The sequence below is a fragment of the Nocardioides sp. URHA0020 genome, from assembly GCF_000620705.1.
Classification (GTDB): domain Bacteria; phylum Actinomycetota; class Actinomycetes; order Propionibacteriales; family Nocardioidaceae; genus Nocardioides.
In genome coordinates this window covers 1-18,523 of sequence record NZ_KK211166.1, presented here as the reverse complement: position 1 = coordinate 18,523, position 18,523 = coordinate 1, and the positions used below count along the sequence as shown (strand labels likewise).

Annotated in this window: 19 protein-coding genes; 9 read left to right on the top strand and 10 right to left on the bottom strand. The window is 71.8% G+C overall.

Going from position 1 to position 18,523, the window contains the following annotated elements; all coding sequences use genetic code 11:
- Positions 1 to 58: 58 nt before the first annotated feature.
- Entirely contained in the window at positions 59 to 760 is a 702-nt protein-coding gene (locus N542_RS23370) for a TetR family transcriptional regulator (RefSeq protein ID WP_051551394.1), read from the bottom strand.
- A gap of 97 nt (positions 761 to 857) precedes the next feature.
- Here N542_RS23370 and N542_RS0104420 point away from each other — a divergent pair, with 97 nt between their 5' ends.
- The 3 genes from N542_RS0104420 (at position 858) to N542_RS0104410 (ending at position 2,993) form a co-directional block, all read left to right on the top strand.
- The gene (locus N542_RS0104420; protein WP_028642892.1) at positions 858 to 2,027 is read left to right on the top strand and encodes an acyl-CoA dehydrogenase family protein; all 1,170 of its coding nucleotides are present in this window, start codon (positions 858 to 860) and stop codon (positions 2,025 to 2,027) included.
- Positions 2,028 to 2,098: 71 nt separating this feature from the next.
- Positions 2,099 to 2,551: an SRPBCC family protein gene (locus tag N542_RS23365; protein WP_051551393.1), complete on the top strand. Its 453-nt coding sequence runs from the start codon at positions 2,099 to 2,101 to the stop codon at positions 2,549 to 2,551.
- Positions 2,544 to 2,993, top strand: coding sequence for a MarR family winged helix-turn-helix transcriptional regulator (locus N542_RS0104410; protein ID WP_028642891.1), 450 nt, complete (start codon positions 2,544 to 2,546; stop codon positions 2,991 to 2,993). The genes N542_RS23365 and N542_RS0104410 overlap by 8 nt, the downstream gene beginning before the upstream one ends.
- Before the next feature lie 47 nt (positions 2,994 to 3,040).
- Here the strand turns inward: N542_RS0104410 and N542_RS0104405 are convergent, their stop codons facing one another.
- Positions 3,041 to 3,253, bottom strand: coding sequence for a hypothetical protein (locus N542_RS0104405; protein ID WP_028642890.1), 213 nt, complete (start codon positions 3,251 to 3,253; stop codon positions 3,041 to 3,043).
- Between the two features lie 83 nt (positions 3,254 to 3,336).
- On the bottom strand, positions 3,337 to 3,951 hold the full coding sequence (locus N542_RS0104400; protein ID WP_036506452.1) for an HD domain-containing protein: 615 nt from the start codon (positions 3,949 to 3,951) through the stop codon (positions 3,337 to 3,339).
- A 957-nt stretch (positions 3,952 to 4,908) separates the two neighbouring features.
- Here N542_RS0104400 and N542_RS27380 point away from each other — a divergent pair.
- Positions 4,909 to 5,112 (top strand): hypothetical protein, encoded by a 204-nt coding sequence (locus N542_RS27380; protein WP_155992850.1) that lies wholly within the window; start codon positions 4,909 to 4,911, stop codon positions 5,110 to 5,112.
- A gap of 164 nt (positions 5,113 to 5,276) precedes the next feature.
- Entirely contained in the window at positions 5,277 to 5,807 is a 531-nt protein-coding gene (locus N542_RS0104385) for a DUF6869 domain-containing protein (RefSeq protein WP_028642887.1), read from the top strand.
- Positions 5,808 to 5,810: 3 nt separating this feature from the next.
- Here the strand turns inward: N542_RS0104385 and N542_RS0104380 are convergent, their stop codons facing one another.
- Positions 5,811 to 6,569 (bottom strand): SDR family NAD(P)-dependent oxidoreductase, encoded by a 759-nt coding sequence (locus tag N542_RS0104380; RefSeq protein ID WP_028642886.1) that lies wholly within the window; start codon positions 6,567 to 6,569, stop codon positions 5,811 to 5,813.
- A 100-nt stretch (positions 6,570 to 6,669) separates the two neighbouring features.
- Here N542_RS0104380 and N542_RS0104375 point away from each other — a divergent pair, with 100 nt between their 5' ends.
- Positions 6,670 to 7,524: a helix-turn-helix transcriptional regulator gene (locus tag N542_RS0104375; protein WP_028642885.1), complete on the top strand. Its 855-nt coding sequence runs from the start codon at positions 6,670 to 6,672 to the stop codon at positions 7,522 to 7,524.
- Here N542_RS0104375 and N542_RS23360 read toward each other — a convergent pair.
- Positions 7,471 to 8,049, bottom strand: coding sequence for a MarR family winged helix-turn-helix transcriptional regulator (locus tag N542_RS23360; protein ID WP_051551392.1), 579 nt, complete (start codon positions 8,047 to 8,049; stop codon positions 7,471 to 7,473). The genes N542_RS0104375 and N542_RS23360 overlap by 54 nt on opposite strands.
- Before the next feature lie 116 nt (positions 8,050 to 8,165).
- Between N542_RS23360 and N542_RS0104365 the strand changes: the two genes are divergently transcribed.
- Complete coding sequence (locus tag N542_RS0104365; protein ID WP_028642884.1) at positions 8,166 to 9,104, top strand: NADP-dependent oxidoreductase; 939 nt, start codon at positions 8,166 to 8,168, stop codon at positions 9,102 to 9,104.
- A gap of 12 nt (positions 9,105 to 9,116) precedes the next feature.
- On the opposite strand, the gene N542_RS26365 is transcribed toward N542_RS0104365, so the two are convergent.
- Together N542_RS26365 and N542_RS23350 are read right to left on the bottom strand one after the other, a co-directional pair.
- The gene (locus N542_RS26365) at positions 9,117 to 11,789 is read right to left on the bottom strand and encodes a hypothetical protein (protein ID WP_051551391.1); all 2,673 of its coding nucleotides are present in this window, start codon (positions 11,787 to 11,789) and stop codon (positions 9,117 to 9,119) included.
- A 21-nt stretch (positions 11,790 to 11,810) separates the two neighbouring features.
- Entirely contained in the window at positions 11,811 to 13,205 is a 1,395-nt protein-coding gene (locus N542_RS23350; RefSeq protein ID WP_051551390.1) for an FAD/NAD(P)-binding protein, read from the bottom strand.
- Positions 13,206 to 13,278: 73 nt separating this feature from the next.
- Between N542_RS23350 and N542_RS0104350 the strand changes: the two genes are divergently transcribed.
- Positions 13,279 to 14,013 (top strand): dienelactone hydrolase family protein, encoded by a 735-nt coding sequence (locus tag N542_RS0104350; RefSeq protein WP_028642883.1) that lies wholly within the window; start codon positions 13,279 to 13,281, stop codon positions 14,011 to 14,013.
- Between the two features lie 10 nt (positions 14,014 to 14,023).
- On the opposite strand, the gene N542_RS0104345 is transcribed toward N542_RS0104350, so the two are convergent.
- From N542_RS0104345 to N542_RS0104335, 3 genes are read right to left on the bottom strand one after another with little or no spacing between them, the layout of a single operon-like run.
- Positions 14,024 to 14,566, bottom strand: coding sequence for a DUF1990 family protein (locus tag N542_RS0104345; protein ID WP_231482444.1), 543 nt, complete (start codon positions 14,564 to 14,566; stop codon positions 14,024 to 14,026).
- Between the two features lie 6 nt (positions 14,567 to 14,572).
- On the bottom strand, positions 14,573 to 15,439 hold the full coding sequence (locus N542_RS0104340) for a crotonase/enoyl-CoA hydratase family protein (protein WP_028642881.1): 867 nt from the start codon (positions 15,437 to 15,439) through the stop codon (positions 14,573 to 14,575).
- Between the two features lie 7 nt (positions 15,440 to 15,446).
- On the bottom strand, positions 15,447 to 16,685 hold the full coding sequence (locus N542_RS0104335) for an LCP family protein (protein ID WP_028642880.1): 1,239 nt from the start codon (positions 16,683 to 16,685) through the stop codon (positions 15,447 to 15,449).
- Positions 16,686 to 16,902: 217 nt separating this feature from the next.
- Between N542_RS0104335 and N542_RS0104330 the strand changes: the two genes are divergently transcribed.
- Complete coding sequence (locus tag N542_RS0104330; RefSeq protein WP_231482443.1) at positions 16,903 to 18,270, top strand: LCP family protein; 1,368 nt, start codon at positions 16,903 to 16,905, stop codon at positions 18,268 to 18,270.
- Positions 18,271 to 18,523: the final 253 nt, after the last annotated feature.

The window sequence follows — 18,523 nt, the reverse complement described above, 5'->3', positions numbered from 1 at the left end:
CTTCGTCCGTGCGCACTGCTGAGGCGGTGGCGCAAGTGGTCCATGTGGCTCCTGGTGCTCAACGATAGTCGCTGCCGGTCGCCGGGGCAGAACCTTCGCCGCTCTGCCGTCCGCCCAGGAGGGCTCGGCGTACCTCCGCCACGACGGCGTCGACGTCGGAGGCGTCGCCGCGTACGACGACCGCGAGCGGCGCCGCCGCGCCGGGGGAGGCGGTGCCCAGGGCCTGGTCGAGGGCGGCGGCGAACCGGGCGCGCGGCTCGTCGTCGTCGCCGTGCAGCCAGGCGCGGAGCACGTGGTTGTGCGCCGTGATCACCGCGGAGGCCGTGAGCTCGGCCCGCAGCACGGCGTCCGGTGACTCGCCGTACCACCCGCGCAGGTGGCCCGCGAAGAGCCGGAAGTAGCGGTGCACGCTCGCCAGCTCACGCTGCCGCAGCGGCGCCACGCTGCGGGTGAGGCGGTAGCGCTGACGGGCGGTGTCACCCTCCGCCAGGTAGTGCTCGAGCACCAGCCCGCCGGCCTCGCGCAGCGCGGTCGAGGCGGTCGCGGCGGTGCCGGTCGCGAGTCGCGCGTCGACCTGGAGCAGGAGGCCGTCGTGATCGGGGAACACCACGTCCTCCTTGGTGGGGAAGTGGCGGAAGAAGGTCGTGCGGCCGGTGCCCGCGCGCGCCACCACGTCCTCGATGCTGGTGGCCTCGAAGCCGCGCTCGCTGAAGAGCGCCATCGCGGCGTCGACCAGCCGGTCGCGCGTCGTCACGGTCATGGGCGCCTCTCTCTGCTGGCCGGCCGGGGCCGGTATCAAGTCCTGCGAGTATGGTACTCAGTACCGATCTTGTTCACCGCGTCCGAAGGTGTGTGTCATGTCCGAGTTCCCGATGTTCGCCCTCTCCGAGGAGCACCAGGCCATCCGCGAGGCCGTCCGGGCGCTCTGCGACGCCAAGGTCGCGCCGTACGCCGCCGACGTCGACGAGCACGCCCGCTACCCGCAGGAGGCGGCCGACGCGCTGCTGGCCGCGGACTTCCACGCCCCCCACGTGCCCGAGCAGTACGGCGGCGCCGGTGCCGACGCGCTCGCGACCGTGATCGTGATCGAGGAGGTCGCGCGGGCGTGCGCCAGCAGCAGCCTGATCCCGGCGGTCAACAAGCTGGGGTCGCTGCCGGTCCAGCTCGCCGGCTCCGAGGAGCTCAAGCAGCAGTACCTCGGCGCGCTCGCCGCGGGCCGGGGCGGCTTCTCGTACTGCCTGTCCGAGCCCGACGCAGGCTCGGACGCCGCGGGCATGAAGACGCGCGCTGTCCGTGACGGCGACAGCTACGTGCTCAACGGCGTGAAGCGCTGGATCACCAATGCCGGCGTCTCGGAGTACTACACCGTCATGGCCGTCACCGACCCGGAGAAGCGGAGCAAGGGCATCTCGGCGTTCGTCGTCGAGAAGGCCGACCAGGGCGTCACCTTCGGTGCCCCCGAGAAGAAGCTCGGGATCAAGGGCAGCCCGACCCGCGAGGTCTACCTCGACAACGTGCGCATCCCCGCCGACCGGATGATCGGCGCCGAGGGCACCGGCTTCGAGACCGCGATGCGCACCCTCGACCACACGCGCGTCACCATCGCCGCGCAGGCGGTCGGCATCGCGCAGGGTGCTCTCGACTACGCGCTCGGCTACGCCCAGGAGCGCAAGCAGTTCGGCAGGTCCATCGCCGACTTCCAGGGCCTGCAGTTCCTGCTCGCCGACATGGGCATGAAGGTCGAGGCCGCCCGCCAGATGACGTACGCCGCCGCCGGCAAGTCCGAGCGCGGCGACAAGGACCTCACCTTCTTCGGCGCCTCGGCGAAGTGCTTCGCCTCCGACGTCGCGATGCAGGTGACCACCGACGCCGTGCAGGTGCTCGGCGGCTACGGCTTCACCCGCGACTACCCGGTCGAGCGGATGATGCGCGACGCCAAGATCACCCAGATCTACGAGGGCACCAACCAGGTGCAGCGGATCGTCATCGGCCGTCAGCTGCTCGCGGGAGTCCAGTCGCAGATCTGAGCGCGCCCGGGGGGTCTGGACGGGGGTGAGATCGCTTGCGCCGACAGTTGATATGCGCGCATACTAATTGCATGACGATCGAGCTCGGCCGGGGCCGCACCTCCTCCACCGCCCACCCCGACGCGTTCTTCGCCCGGTGGATCGACCACGACAGCTGGCCCCAGTGGAGCCCCGACACCGAGTGGGTCCGAGTCGAGGGACCGGTCCGGACCGGCACCCGCGGTCGGCTCAAGCCGGCCGGCGGACCCGCCGTCCGGTTCACCGTCTCGGCGTGCGAGCCGGGCCGGGAGTACACCGACACCACCCGACTCCCCGGCGCCACGCTGGTCTTCCAGCACACCGCGGAGCCGACGGAAGCGGGCACCGAGCTCGGCGTCCTGGTCACCATGTCGGGCCCGCTCGCCTGGCTCTGGTCGCGGATCATGGGCGGTGGGTTCCGCGAGTCGGCGCAGGCCGACCTCGACCGACTGGTCGCCCTGGTCGAGGCCGAGGCCGAGGCCGAGGCCGCGGTCGGCCGTGGCTGAGGGGCGGCTCGCCACCGAGCACGCCGACGCCCCGGACAGCACCGGCCTGCTCCTGTGGCGGGTCACCAACACCTGGCAGGCCGCCCAGCGGGCCGCACTGAAGCCGCACGGGCTGACCCATGTCCAGTTCGTGCTGCTCGCCTCGCTCGTGTGGCTCGACACCGACGAGACCATCACCCAGCGCGACCTGGCCGATCACGCCGGCACCGACCCGATGATGACCAGCCAGGTGCTGCGAGCCCTCGAGGCGGCGGGCCACGTCGTACGGCGTCCGCACCCGACCGACGCCCGAGCCCGCTCCCTCGCCGCCACCCCTGCGGGGGTCGCCCTCGCCAACCGGGCCGTGGTCGACGTCGAGGCCGTCGACCGGGCGTTCTTCGGTCGCCTCGGGGAAGGTCGCGCCGACTTCACGGCGCTCCTGGCGACGCTGTCGCGGCGGTAGGCGGTCCGCGCCCGGCCTCGGCGGCGCGAGGCGCGCCGACCGGACTCTCAGCGCCGAGCGGTGACGATCCCGCGGGCGACGGCGCCGGCGATCACCAGGTACAGACCCGGGGCCGCGAAGACGGCCGTGAGGATGGCGAAGAGCTCGCGGTCCTCGTCAAGATTCACCCAGCATGCTGCCGCGACGGCCAGCAGGACCGTCCCGACGAACGCGTAGAGGGACGGCGTCGCACCGTCCATGCCGTTGGGCTGGTTCGTCATGCCGTGGAGTATGCAAGAACGGGCCCGCCGATGCAGTCGTTCCGGGGAATGGCGGGATCCGGGCGCGGGGATGCGGTCATCCCTCAGGACCTGGCGGTGATCCCTGCCTGCAGGTCGTTCAAGGGGTTGTCCTCCAGTCGCTGGCGGACGCCGCTGCGCGCCGCGGCGGCTGCGGGGCTGTCCGGCTTGCGTCTGCCCTGCTCGTCGAAGCACCCCGCGAACACGTCGGTGAGATCGAGCCGGGGATATTCGCGAAGGGCTCGAACGAGAACGCTTGTGGGCCAGAGCTCCACGTCTCGGCCGCTGATGTCGAGCCCGGTCGCGATCCCCAGCAGGTGACCCTCGACGTCAACCTCCGCGTCCACGTGGTCCGCCATGTGAGCGACGATCACCTCGCGAGTCCGGACGCGGCGCGCTTCGGACCAACCAGCACCCCAGGTGAAGATCTCCGCGACGTGTCCGCCCGCCTGCTCGAACGGCTCGGTGGCGGAGTCGAAGATCGCCACCAGGCCGATGTCGTGGAGGACGGCCGCGACGAACAGCAGCTCGTCGTCGACCTCGAGCCCGAGTCGACGTCCCGCGTCAGCCGCGAAGTGGTACGAGCGAACACAGTGGTTGAACAGTGCCGGCGAGTAGTGGGCGCGAGCGATCTCGAGGGCTGCGTGCGCCGTTGCCGTGGTGGGCTGGGGCAGTGACATGGCGTCCTGGTTCCGATCTTCGAAGGCGGTGCCGCGGGAGGTGCGGACTCCGTCCGGAGCCGAGAAATCTCGCGCACGCGAGATCGACCGACAAGCCGGCATCGCGCCAAACTGCCGACACTTCCTGCCACGAGCGGTGGCGGAGACGCGACCCGACCAGGCTGCGTGCACCCCACAGAAGCCACGAACGGGCCATGATGGACACTCCGCCGGGCAGCGCGGACTTTCGATCGGAGTGTGCCGTGCACGGTGACGAAGACCAGAGAATCCACGGACTCCGGTCGGAAGCTCCCGAGCCACCCGCGCACCTCGTCGTTGCTGCGTCACAGCCTCCGTCATCCCCACCCCCACGGACACGGGCACTGGTCGAGATCGCCGGCATGGTCGCGGCCGCGTGCGCCGCTCTGGCCGTCGTAGCGTCGACTGAGTCGGTCCCGTCCCGGCCCGGGCCCTCGCCCGGCCTCGGGGCCGCGCCCGGCAGTTCGACAAGATCCACGACACCGACGGAGACCGCCGGGGGCGGTGACCGGTTGTTCGCACTCCCGTCGACCGGTCTCACCACCGCGGAGCGCGAGCGGACGTTCGCGTACGCACGTGGCCCCTTCGAGGCAGCACTCGTAGATGGGACCGCCTGCGCCTGGCTCGGCAACACCAGGGCCCAGCGCACGACCGAGATCCGGTGGCCTGTCGGCTACCGCGTCGCCTTCGATCCGATCCGGCTCGTCGGCCCGGACGGACAGCTGGTCGCCCATGAGGGCGAGGACGTAGTGCTGGGCGGAGGGGGAGCCGGCAGCCAGACGACCACCACGTCCGACCCCTGCCGGGCAGCGGGTTCCCCCGTCTACGTGGCCGTCCGGGTCCGAAGCGGGCGCGACCCGGGCGTCTGGCTTCCGGACCACCTCGTCAATCGACCTGAGGTCTGATCGCGCACCGACCCGCGGCTCCGAGACGCCCCGCGTGACTGACGCCGAGGATGACGGTGCCGTTCGAGTCAGGCCAGGCTTGATGTCGGACCTGCTTCGGCTGGCCGTTGATTGGTTCGACCGAGGCGCTGCGGAACCGCTTGAACGATTGCTGATTGCTTTTGATGCTGGCTTGTCCGAGGGCGACGAGTGTGTCGAGAACGCCGTTGCGGTGTCCCTCGTGGAGGACGCCGGTTGATGGGACTCCTCGACGTGGCCGTTCATCGAAGCCTGGCCAGCAGGGCTCCGGGACGAGCTCGACAGGCAGCAGAGCCACCGCACGTAGGACGCCCGGAGCTCGCATGACCGCGGACCGAAGATCGGGACCGTCGCGGGTCTCGATCGGCCTGCCATGATTGATCGATGACCGAGGGACGAGCTGTCCTGCGTGACGATGGGACGATCGAGTTCCACGACATGTTCGACGAGGCGCCTCCGGCTACGTGGGCCGGTCCCGTCGAGTTCGCTGCTGCCTACGACGGCGAGCAGAGCGACAGCGACGAACGAGATCGTGATCTCGGCCCGGCAACCTCGTTCTTGTACTGCCTAGCCCAGGAAGCGCCGATCTGGGCCGTCGACTTGTTCCGGGAAGTCGTCGTTCGAGTGAACTCGGCAACTGTTGTCGCCTTGGGCTGCGGTCCTCTCGAAGACCTGGCAAGGCATGACTCGCACGACGTCCGGCGCATCGAGGCGATCGAGATCGCGGCGCGCGAGGTCCCCGAGTTTCAGGTGGCCCTCGCCAATGTGTGGCTCGGCGACGACCTGCCAAGGGACCTGCGGGAGCGCTTGGCGAGAGTCGGCGCCCGGGACTTCGTGGCAGAGGAGGAAATGGCCGAGGACGCACGGGCCAGCTACGTCGCCCACCGTGAGGCGAGAGGTTGGGGTTGGGGCTAGGCGCTACCTCGTGGCGGTGATCCCGCCGTCGAGGGGGATGAGGGCGCCGTGCAGGTAGGAGGCGTCGTCGGAGACCACCCAGGCGACCGCTTCGGCGATCTCCTCGGGCCTGCCGGGCCGGCCGGCCGGGATGGTGGCGGTCATCCGGGTGATGACGTCGTCGCTTCCCTCGTTGATCGGGGTCCGGGTGGCTCCCGGCGCGACGGTGTTGACCCGCACCCCGCTCGGACCGAACTCCGCAGCCCAGCTGCGGGCGAGCTGGGCCTCGGCGGCCTTGGTGGCTGAGTAGAAGCCGACGAAGGCGTGTCCCACAGTCGCCATCCAGGAGCCGATGACGACGATCGCACCGCTGCCGTTGGCTGCCATCGCGGGGGCCAGGACGGCGGTCAGGACCTGAGGTGCGCGGACGTTGACGGCGAGGGTCGTCTCCAGGTCGGCGTCGCTCAGGGACACCGTGTCGACCGCGGGACAGACGGCTGCGTTGTGGACGAGGATGTCGACCCGCCCGTCGAGTGCTGCGGACCAGGAGGCGGCGAGCTCGCGGAGGGCGACCGGTGAGGCGGCGAGGTCTCCGGCGACGAAGAGGGCTGACCCACCCCTGGACTCGATGCCGGCGACCACGTCGGCGCCGCGGGTGGCATCTCGTCCGGTGACCACGACCCGGGCGCCGCGAGCGGCGAGGGCGTGCGCGGTGGCGGCGCCGATGCCGCTGGTGGAGCCGGTGACGACGGCGGTGCGTCCTGACAGGTTCTGGTTGCTCATGGGTCGAGTCCACCGCGGCGACGAGCAGCGCACCAGGGCGCGTGCTGCCTGGTCACGACGTGACCAGGCGCCACCCGATCCGGATCCGTAGGCTGGTGGCGTGCCCGTCGACCGATCAGCGCTCGGATCCTTCCTCCGCTCGCGACGCGACGGGCTCACCCCTGCGCAGGCCGGCATCACGGCGTTCCCCGGGCCCCGGCGGGTCCCCGGACTGCGCAAGGAGGAGCTGGCGGTCCTGGCCGGTCTCAGTCCCGACCACTACAGCCGGCTCGAGCAGGGCCGTCAGCAGACCGTCACCGATGAGGTCGTCGAGGCGCTCAGCCGAGCGCTCCAGCTCGACCAGGTCGAGCGCGCCCACCTGCGCGACCTCTCGGCTCCGGCCCGCCGGCGCGGCACGACCTGGGAGGCCCCGCAGCGGGCCGACCCGGGTCTGCTGCGGATGATGACGACCCTCGACCACGTCCCCGCGCTGATCGTGGGCCGTCGTTCCGAGATCCTCGCCTGCAACGCACTCGTGCGCGCCGTGCTCGGCGCCGAGGTCGACGCCGGCGCTGTGCTGATGCGCTGGCTCTTCCTCGATCCGCGTGCCCGCCAGCGGATCGACAACTGGTCCGACTACGCCGCGGCCGCGGTCGGCGCGATGCGCTACGAGGTCGGGAGACATCCCGCGGACCGGCGACTCCTGGACCTGGTCGAGGAGCTGCGAGCCACCGACCCGGACGTCGCGCGGTGGTGGGACGACCACGGAGTCACCGACCGGACCTCGGTCGACAAGCGCATCGCGCATCCCGTCGTCGGGACGCTGACCTTCGGTATCGAAGCCCTGGTGTCACCGCACGACCCCGAGCAACGGCTCGTCGTCTACACCGTCGAGCCGGGGTCGCTGACCGCTCAGGCCCTGTCAGTGCTCGCCTCCTGGGGCCTCGACGCTCCTGTGACCAGCGGAGGGATCTGAGACCGAGCTCGGCGCACCTGACCGGCGGCGCGACGAGGCCGATCGCGGCGGCAGGGCGCGCATGTGGTCGAGCGCCGGCTCGAGCAGGGCGGCGAGGGTGCCGGCGTCGTTCCCGGTCAGGGTCGTGAAGAGAAGCTCGCGCAGCACTTCGACGTGCCCGGGGAGCGCCCGGGTCAGTCGCTCGCGACCGACTTCCGTGATCGTCACCGTGACACCGCGGTCGTCGTCCGGTGACGGGCTGCGCTCGACCCAGCCGGCCTTCTCCATCTGGCCCGCCTGGTACGTCAGGCCGCTGCGGCTGTAGACCACCTCGTCGGCGAGCTCGGTCATGCGCAGGCTGCCCGTCGGCGAGTCGAGGCCCAGCCGCGCCAGCACCTTGAACTGCACGTAGGTGAGGTCGGCCGCCTCGCGCAGCTGCTGCTCGACCTTGTGGCGCAGCAGGCCGGCCACGTCCATCAGGGCGAAGTAAGCGCGCAGCTCGGCCTCGTCGAGGGCGAGCCCGGAGTAGGCGGGCGTGAACGACATGGCGCCACCCTAGTCGAACGTTCAGATTCGAAGCACTTGCTTCGAGTTCGAAGTAGCGCTATCGTCATTCATGTGCTTCGGATTCGAAGCACATCGACACGATGAAGGAGCACACGATGAAGGCGATCCGGTTCCACGAGTACGGCGGCCCCGGGGTCCTGCGCCTCGACGAGGTCGACCTCCCCACCCCTGACGCCGGCCAGGTCCGCGTCCGCGTCGCGGCGACGTCGTTCAACGGCGTGGACGGCAACATCCGGGCCGGGCGCATGCAGGGCCCCATGCCCATGGACCTTCCCCACGTGCCCGGCCTCGACGTGGCCGGCGTCGTCGACGCGCTCGGCGAGGGCGTCGACACCCTGCGGGCGGGCGACGCGGTCATCGGCTTCCTGCCCTTCGGCGACGACGGCGCCACGGCCGAGTACGTCGTGGTCGCCGCGGACGGACTCGCGCCGGCGCCGACGACGATCCCGCTCGGCGACGCGGCCGCGCTGCCAGTCGTCGGTCTGACCGCCTGGCAGGCGCTCTTCGAGCACGCCGACCTGCGGGCCGGGCAGCGGATCCTCGTCAACGGCGCCAGCGGAGCAGTGGGCGGCTACGCCGTGCAGCTCGCGAAGGCCGCAGGCGCGCATGTCATTGCCACGGCCGGCCCGCGCACCCGGGGACGGGTCGAGAAGCAGGGCGCGGACGTGGTCATCGACCACACGGCCGAGGACCTGCCCGCGGCGATCCACGAGCCGGTGGACGTGCTGCTCAACCTGGCGCCGATCACCCCGGAACAGCTCACCGCGCTGGTGGCTGTCGTCGCCGACGGCGGGGTCATCGTCAACACCACCGTGTGGATGCCGGCTCCGTCCGACGAGGCGCGGGGCGTGCGTGGCATCGACCTCTTCGTCCGCAGCGACGCCACGCAGCTCGCCGGGCTCGCCGAGCGGGTCGACCGGGGCGAGCTCACGGTCGACATCGCCGAGCGTGTCCCGATGACCGACCTCGCGTCCGTCCACGCCCGGGCCGAGCGGGGCGCGCTCGACGGCAAGGTCATCGTCCTGCCCGCGTGAGGGCTTCCTGTGTCAGGTGACGGTGACCGTGAACGGCGAGAGCGACGTGCCGTCGTAGCCGGTCACCGGCGGGGCGACGATGGCGTACGTCGTGGTCAGCTTCGGCGTGACCCGGAGGGTGTAGGTGCCGGTCGCGCTCACCGTCACCTTGACCACGGTCGGGGCGCCCACGGCCGGGGTCGCGGTCACCTCGAGCTTGTAGCCGGCGGCCGGCTCGGTCGTGCCGCCGTACGAGCGGCTCAGCGTGCCCGAGATGGTCACCGGCTTGCCCGCGACGACCGAGGTGACGGACGGCGCGCCGGTGAGGGCGGTGGTCCAGGTGCCGAAGGTGACCGTGCCGAGCTCCTTCGCGGCAGCGGGCAGGAAGCCGGCGCCGGCGTACGCGACGCGGTAGTCCCCGGCGGCCTTGGCGGCCGCGGCGATCTTGTAGCTGCCGTCGACGGCGGTCCGTGCGGTCCCCAGGGTGACGGGCTTGCCGGCCACGGTCACGACGAGTGCCACGGCCTGCGCGGCGGCGCCGGTCGTGGTCGCCGCGACCCGCGTGAGCCTGCCGGTGGCGATGACGGTGCCGCCGAGGCCGACGTCGGTCTTGTCGAGGGCGCCGGTGAGCGTGGTCGTCGGCGCGACGGCGGTGACGTCGCCGAGGTCGACGGTGGTGCCGGCGAACGACCTGGAGTCGGTGAGCGCGACGGTCAGGACCCCATCCGTGACGACCTTCGCGTCGATCACGTAGCTGCCGTCGGCGGCGGTCGTGGCGGTGCCGACCTTCGCCACCTTGGTGACCGTGCGGGTGCCGGTGGTGGTCGTCGTGGTGACGGTCGCGGTCAGCGTGGCCTTCGCGACCGGCACGGTGGCCGATCCGACCGCGCGGTCGAGCGTGCCCGTGATCCTGATCGGGTCGCCGAGGTACGTCGACGAGGCGGCCGCCGTGGCCGCGAGCTCGGGCGTGCACTTCTCGACGGTCGCGGGCAGGACCGCGGGCTCCGAGGCGGCGTACACCGTGTTCTTCATCGAGCCGGCGCCGTACTCCGCGGCCGCGGTCGGCGTCTGCAAGGACGTGGCGATGCCGTCGGCGACCGACAGGACGCTGGCGATCCTGGCCGCCTTGGCGGTGGCGGTCGTGAGCTTCTTCGTGAAGGCGACCGACAGCCCGACGACGGGCAGCCCGGTGGCGGTGTCGGTGACGACCGCCCGGACCGGGGTCGAGGCGCCGAGGCACATGGAGGCGCTGCTGACGTCGCCGGCGCCCTGGTGGTCGACGGACAGGGCGATCGACACCGGGCGGGCGGTGCCCGTGGCGAAGGTGAGCGGGCTGGTGACGGTGCGGTTGGCGCCGGTCGAGTCGGTGATGGTCACCGTGACCGTCGTCGGCTTCACGTTCACCGCCGAGCAGGTGACGGTGGTCTGGAGCGCGGTGCGGTCGGCGAAGACGCAGTCGGCCTTGGCGGACTTCCACGCGACGCCGGCCACGGTGCGTCCGGTCGGCAGCATCGGCGTGACGGCGACCTGGGTGGCCAGACCGGGTACGGCGGGGTTGTTCACCGCGAGCTTGGCGCCCAGCGTGGTCGGGGTCCCGACGGAGCCCCCGTCGGCGCCGTTGCCGCCGCCGATGAGGAAGCGCGAGTCGGCTGCGTTCCAGTGGGTGCTCAGCCAGTTGCCGGAGTCGGGGCTGGTCGAGTAGTAGTCGTTGGAGCCGCAGTCGAGCAGGTACTCGTGATCGGCCGGGCAGATCTGGCGCATCCTCACGCCGGTGTGGTCGACGTAGCACATCGTGTCGGACTCGTCGGTGCAGTGGCCGTACTGGGAGGAGTTCGGTGCGCTGCCCTGGACGCCGCCGAGGGTGTGCATGAGCTCGTGCGCCTCGATGGAGCTCTGGTTGGTGCCGTTGCCCAGACCCCAGCAGGGGTTGTCGATCCGGGCGAACTGCGTGCGGAGCCCGTTGTTGATGTTGCTCTGCGCGCCGGTCTCGTCGTTCCACATGCTGGCGATGCCGCAGATGCCCTGGTTGGCGATGTCCGCCCACACCAGGTACTTCCGGTGCACGTCGTCGTACCCGGCCGCGGCGAGCGCGTTCATCGAGGCGGAGAAGGTGCGGAGGGAGCCGGTGGGCACGGTGACGTTGTCGATGGAGATGACGCACCTGCCGCCGCCGGCGGTCTCGGTGACGTAGCGCAGGTGGCGCACGCCGCCGGTGATGGCCGCGGACTTGTTGAAGACGTCGTCGATGCCGGCCGCCCAGTTCTGCATGGTCGGCTTCAGCGCGGCGTACCGGTTGGTGCCGCCCGCCTCGACGACGTACAGCGCCTCGACGCGGTAGCCGGCGCTGCCGTCGCCGTCGCACGCGACGTCGGGGGTGACCGCGACGCTGGCCGGCGTGGCCGGTACGCCGAAGTCGGAGGCGGCCTCGGCGGCGTTCGGGCCGACGCCCTCACGGGCCAGCAGGGCGCCGGTGGAGACCGACGCGGCGAGGTTGATGCCCGGAGGCGTGGGGTCGCGGTGGACGCAGGAGACGTACCCGTCGTCGCTCGCGTCGACCAGCTCGCCGCCGACGCCGCAGGCGTTGGTGAGCCGGGCGCCGTCGAACTGGGTCGCGCCGACCACGCCGAGGCCACCGAGCAGGACGGCGCCCGTCAGGGCCGCGGCGAGCCGGCGCCGGGCCGCGCTGTCATGTCTCCGATTGCTCACGCAGGCCGAATCGGCCGGTGGCTACCGGATCTGAGTGGAACCGGCTGTGGTGAGCGCCCGGGCGACGGCGGCGGCCTGGGCGCGGATCTCCGGGATGGCGGTCGACTCGTAGAGCGTGCCCTTGCGCGGCGGGCCGACGGCGTACATCTGCGGGACGACCGCACCGCTCGGGTCGAGGATCTCGCCAGTCGACCGGCAGCTGACGCCGAGGCGCAGGGCGTCCGGGGCGACGAGGCCGCGCTCGCGCAGGCTCTGCAGGAGGGGGTTCTGGCTGCGTCCGACGTCGGTCTGCGGGCCGGTGCAGTTGACCACGGCGTCGACCGGCAGGTGCTCGGCCTCGTCGCCGAGCCGCACCTGGCACCGCCCGTCGCGCTCGGTCAGCCCGGTGAGCCCGCCGGCCACCAGCCGGAGCCGACCGTCGCGCCGGTACTGCTGGAGCCGCGCCGCGACCTCCGGTGCCATCCGGTGTCGACGCACCTCCCAGTGCCGCGCGTAGCGGCTCAGGAAGCGGCGGCGCTCGTCGGCGTCGAGCCGCTGCCAGATCGACTGCGTCGGAGCGCGCAGGCCGTCGACGACCGCGCGCCAGTCGACGCCCTGCCGGCGGGCCGCTGCGACCTGGCCGTCGAAGAAGGTGGCGAGCTGGTCGGCGGTGAGCGGACCGTCGGGGACCGGGCTGACCCAGGCCGTCGACTGCTGCTCGACGTGCGCGGCGGGCAGCAGTCCGTGCCGGCTCACCATGACGACCCGGCGCGCGGGGCTGTCCTCGAGCACGGTGATCGCCGTGTCGACCGCCGTGAGACCCGAGCCCACGAGCACGACGACGCCGTCCTGCGGCAGCCGGTCGATCCAGGCGAGGTCCCAGGGGTCGGCCACGTGCCAGGCCGCGCCGGGCAGGGCGTCACCGTCGACGGCCAGGGGGGCCGGGGCGGAGTTGCCGTACGCGAGCACGACGGCGTCCGCCTCCGTCGGCTCGGCACCCTCGCTGAGCACCTGGTAGCCCGCGTCCGTCGGTACGACGTCGTCCACCCGCCCGCTGTGGACCTGCAGGCGGCCGTCGGCCACGTCGGAGAGCCGGTCACGGAGGTACTCGGCGTACTCCCGCCGGGGCAGGAACGCGAGCGGGTCGATCGTGCGGCCGGTGGCGTGGTACCAGTCGATCAGGTCCGACGGCGTGTCCGGGAAGGCGCTCATGTGGCGCGCGCGCACGTTGAGCAGGTGCCGGGGATCCGTGGTGCCGTAGGCCACGCCGGCGCCGAGGACGGGGGCCGACTCGTGGATCGTGACCCGCAGCCGGGTCTCGGGGTCGGCCAGCAGGTTGGCGGCCGTGAGCACGCCGCTCGCACCGCCGCCGACGATCGAGACCCGGAGCTCGCCGTCGCGCTTCGTCGGGGCCGGAGCCGGTGCGGTGCTCGTCATGGCAGAACTCTACTGACTTGAGTGGATTAGGGGGATTCGGCGGACCTTGGCAGCGCCGTCTACGGTCGCTCCCATGGGTCGGACCATCGAGATCGCCACGCCGGACGGTACCGCTGAGGCCTACCTGACCGGTGCACCCGGCAGCCCGGGGGTCCTCTTCTACGTCGACGCGATCGGGCTGCGGCCGCAGATCGAGGAGATGGCCGACCGGATAGCGTCGTGGGGGTACGTCGTGCTCGCGCCGCACGTCTTCTACCGCGACGGCAGTGCCGCCGCGCTGGCACCGCAGGGCGACCTGCGCGACGCCGGGGCGCGGGAGGCGTTCTTCGCGGGCGGGGTCATGGAGCGCGTCGGCGGGCTGACCCCGGACCAGTCCTCCCGGGACGCGACCGCATGGGTCACGGAGCTCGAGAAGCACGCCGGCGACGGTCCGATCGGCGTGACCGGCTACTGCATGGGTGCCCGCCTGGCGGTGCGCACTGCGGGCCAGCTCCCGGGCACCGTCGGTGCTGTCGGCGGCTTCCACGGCGGCAGGCTGGTGACCGACGCGGACGACAGCCCGCACCTCGCGATCGCCCGCTCGACGGCGGCGTACGCGTTCGGCCATGCCGACCAGGATGCGTCGATGCCGATCGAGCAGGTCGCGGCGCTCGAGCAGGCCCTCCAGGAAGCGGGCCGCGAGCACGTCAACGAGATCTACCCGGGCGCGACGCACGGCTACTCGATGGCCGACACGTCGGCGTACGACGAGGCGGCGACCGAGCGCCACTACGAGGTGCTGCGGGACCTGTTCGCGCGGACCCTGTGACCCGGCCCGGTCAGCGGTCGTCGCTGCCGGCCGCCTCGGCCGCGCGCAGGTAGCGGTCGGTGATCCGCCCCTGGATGCCGCGGGCGACCGGTCCGCCGAGCCGGGTCAGACGGGTGCCCGGCCGCGAGAAGGCCGTGATCGTGAAGACGACCCGGCCGTCGCCCATCCGCGCCAGCAGGAAGAGCTCCTCACCGGACTCGGGATGGCCGGGCAGCGTGCCGTAGGCGAAGCCCGCGCGGTCCGGCTCGGACACGACGTACACGACCCGGCAGGGGACGCGCACGGCGACCGGACCGACGCCCAGGCGCATGTCGACGATCACCCCCGGGCCGGCCGCCGGGCCGCTGGCGGCCACCCACAGGCCGGCCCGCTCGTGCACCCGCCAGCGGACCAGGTCGTCGACGGCTCCGTCGAAGTCACGCCGCTCGAGGACCCGGCGTCGGTGGGCGGGCCGGTAGCCGGCCGGGAGGTCGCCCCGCGTGGCGCCGACCTCGTCGTAGGTGAGCGTGGCGGCGCCGAGCGCAGTGGCCCGAGCGGAGGCCAGGCGGTGCACCGAGCCTCAGAAGACGTCGGGCAGGTCGGAGGCCGAACCGGTGAAGACCGGCGGGCGCTTCTCGAGGAAGGCCGCCACGCCCTCCTTGCCGTCGCCGAGCGACTGCCAGTACATCGCGAGCGAGTCCGACAGGTGGGCGTCGAGCGGCTCGGCGGCCGCGCTGTTGCGGTAGAGCAGGCGCTTGGCCAGGCCGAGGGCTGCGGGGGAGCGGTTGACGACGAACGACCGGGCGAGCTCCTGCGCGGCCGGGAGCAGGTCGTCGGGCTCGTGGAGGCTGCGCACCAGCCGACCCGCGAGGGCCTGGTCGGCGGTGAGGATGTCGGCGGAGTAGACCCACTCGAGCGCCTGCTGGATGCCGACGATGCGCGGCAGGAACCAGGTCGACGCGGCCTCGGGCACGATCCCGAGGCGGCCGAAGACGAAGCCGACCCGCGCCTTCGTGGAGGCCAGGCGCAGGTCCATCGCGAGCGTCATGGTCGCGCCGATGCCGACGGCCGGGCCGTTGATCGCCGCGATCACCGGCTTCGGCAGCGCGTGGATCGCGAGGGTGACCTTGCCGCCGGTGTCGCGGACGCCGTCCTGGTACGGCGGCTCGTCGTACGACGCGCGGAACTCGGCCGGCGTGGGGGAGAGCGACTCGTCGAGGCCGAAGACGTTGCCGCTGGCGTTGAGGTCCATGCCGGCGCAGAAGGCGCGTCCGGCGCCGGTCACGACGACGGCGCGCACGGCGTCGTCCCGGGCCTCCCGGCGGAAGACCTGCTCCAGCTCGCCGGCCATGGTCAGGTCGAAGGCGTTGAGCTGGTCGGGTCGGTGCAGCGTCAGGGTCGCGACGCCGTCCGCGTCGACCTCCCAGCGGAGGGTCTCGAACGTCATGGCCTGCTCATCCCGTGACGCTCCTCGGCAGCCCGGTGGGGGTGCACAGCGACTTCGGCATGTCGTCGGTCTTGTCCTGCTTGATGTAGCGGAACATCCGCTTCGAGCGGACCGGGTCCCAGTGCACCGCGAGGTCGGAGATCGGGACACCGCAGGTCAGACCCTTGTCGCCGTTGACGCGGGTCATCGCCAGCGCCCAGCGACCGGCATCGATCGTCGACATCCCCTCGCCGAAGGTGAAGGTGTCGGGCGTCGCCATCATCACGTCCCAGTAGCGGAAGGGGTTGATGAAGGTCGCCGGCGACAGGACCTCGGAGCCGACCGCGGAGACCACCTCGCGCTGGTGCTTGGCGCGGGTGATGTCGCCGTACCTCGGGTCGGTGTGCCGCGAGCGGGCGTAGGCCAGGGCCACCCGACCGTCCACCTGCTGGCAGCCCTTCTTGATGTTCAGGCCGGCCAGCCTGTCCTTCATCCGGAACGTCGGGCAGATCTCGATGCCGCCGACCGCGTCGACCATGCTGACCACGCCACCCAGCCCGACCTCGGCGTACTGGTCGACCCGGATGCCGGTCTCCTGCTCGATGGTCTTCACGAGGAGCTTCGCGCCGCCGTACGCATAGGCGGCGTTGATCTTGCCGGTGCCGTGCCCGGGGATGTCGACGATCGAGTCGCGGGGGATCGACATCAGCAGGTTGGGGCCGGAGCCGGTGTGCAGCAGCATGATCGTGTCGGTGCGCTGCCCGGCCGCGTTGCCGGTGGCGTACTCCTTGCGCTGCTCCTTGGTGAGCCCGGCGCGAGAGTCGCTGCCGACCATCAGGTACGTCGTGCCGGGCTGCTCCGCGGGGCGGCCGACCTTGGGCTCGAACGCAACCTTGTCGACCTTGCTCCAGGCGTAGAACGGCACCACCACCAGGTAGGCGACCCAGAGCAGCAGCAGCGCCAGCACGATGCGCAGGTAGAAGCGGAAGCCGCGGCGACGCGGCGGTCGCTGGCCCGGCGTCGGTGCGAGCGGTGGCGGGGTGGGCGGTGAGCCCGCCCGCCTCGGTGCCGCGCCGACGGGACCGGCGGGACCGCCCTGGCCGGCGTTCGGATCGGTGGGGCGCGACATCGCGGGCATCACCCGGGTCTCGTCGGGCCGGGGCTCGCGAGGCGTGCCGGATGTGGGGTCGGCGCCGCCGCCGTAGAGCCAGTGGTAGTCGGGCGTCCCGTCCGCGGGTTCGCCGTCACCGCGGGGACGGTCGTTCATGCCGCGACCGTACCCGGTCCACCCTGGTGTCACGGGATCGCCCGGCGCGTCGTGACCGATGTTGCTCATGTGACTGGTGATACTGGCGGGGCAGCACCCTTCCCCGTACGACGCTCTCGAGAGAGGCATCTCGATGCCGCCCGCACCTTCCCCCGGGTCGCAAGCCTTGCGCTCCACCCCTGGCGAGCGGGCTGCCCGCGTCCGGTTCCGCCGGGCCATGGCCCTGATGCTGATGACGCTGGTGCTGCCCGGGTCGGCGCAGCTCGTCGCCGGCAACAAGCGGGTCGGTCGGATCGCGCTGCGGATCTGGGCGGTGCTCGTCCTCGGCCTCGTCGTCACGCTCGTCGTCGGACTCTTCTGGCACGGCATCCTCTTCCGGCTCACCTTCGACCCGGCCGCACTGCTGTGGCTGCGGCTGCTGCTGACGGCTCTGGCGATCGGCTGGGCGATGCTCTTCATCGACGCCTGGCGGATCGGCCAGCCGCTCACCCTCAACATGGCGCACCGCCGTGCCGCGATCGGCGTCAACGGGGTGCTCTCGCTGACGATCGCGGCCGCGCTGCTCTTCAGCGCCCACCTGGTCGGTGTCCAGCGCGACTTCATCCTGGCCATGTCGGGCGACGGCGCTGTCACCGACGCCCACGCGGGGCGCTACAACGTGCTGCTGCTCGGCGGTGACTCCGGCGCCGGACGCTGGGGGCTGCGACCCGACTCGATGACGGTGGCCAGCATCGACGCCCAGAGCGGCCGGACCGTGCTGATCTCGCTGCCGCGCAACATGAAGAACTTCCCCTTCGCCCGGGGCTCGGTCATGCGCGAGCAGTTCCCTGACGGCTTCGACGCCGACTACCTCAACGGCGTCAGCACCTGGGCCGGCGACAACACCGAGCTCTTCCCCGACTCCGACAACCCCGGCGTCGACGCCACCATCTCGGCGATCGAGGGCATCACCGGGCTGAAGATCAACTACTGGGCGATGGTCAACCTCAAGGGGTTCAAGAACCTCGTCGACGCCGTCGGCGGTGTCACCCTCAACGTGCGCCAGCCGATCCCGGTCGGCGGACTCGGCTCCAACGTCACCGGCTACGTCAAGCCGGGCGTCCGCAAGCTCAACGGCCACGAGGTGCTGTGGTTCTCCCGGGCGCGGGACGACTCCGACGACTACTCGCGGATGGCGCGGCAGAAGTGCGTGATGGGCGCGATGCTGCAGCAGATCAGCCCGCAGTCCGCCGTACGCAACTTCGCGGACATCGCCGACGCGAGCTCCTCCATGGTCTCGACCAATATCCCCTCGGGGGAGTTCCCCCGCTTCGTCGAGCTGGCGCTCAAGGCGCGTGGTCAGAAGGTGTCGACCCTGTCGCTGGTGCCGCCGATGATCAACACCGCCGACCCCGACATCCCGCTCGTCCGCCACAAGGTCACCCAGGCGATCGACCGGGCCGAGGGCAAGGCGCCCGCCAAGAAGGCGAAGGCCAAGGCCAAGCCGTCGGGTGAGCAGGCGACCGTCGTGACCGGCGGCTCGCTCGGGTCCAAGAGCACCGGGTACGCCGCCAACGACGCCGACGACCTCGGCTCCGCCTGCTAGCCAGCCCGCTCGACCACCGGCAACGGTGGTTGAGGTTTGACAGCACGTTGCTCGACCACAGGGGTCGGTGGCTGAGGTGCGACGGCACGTTGCGCGACGGCCGGCATCGGTGGTTGAGGTGTGACGAGCGCTAGCGAGGAGCCTCGAAACCACCCAGTCGATTGCGCGGGTGGGTCGCTGCGGGGGTCTCGACGACGCTCGGCGCTGGCGCGCCTCCCTGCTCGACCACCGCGGTCGGTGGTCGAGGTGCGAC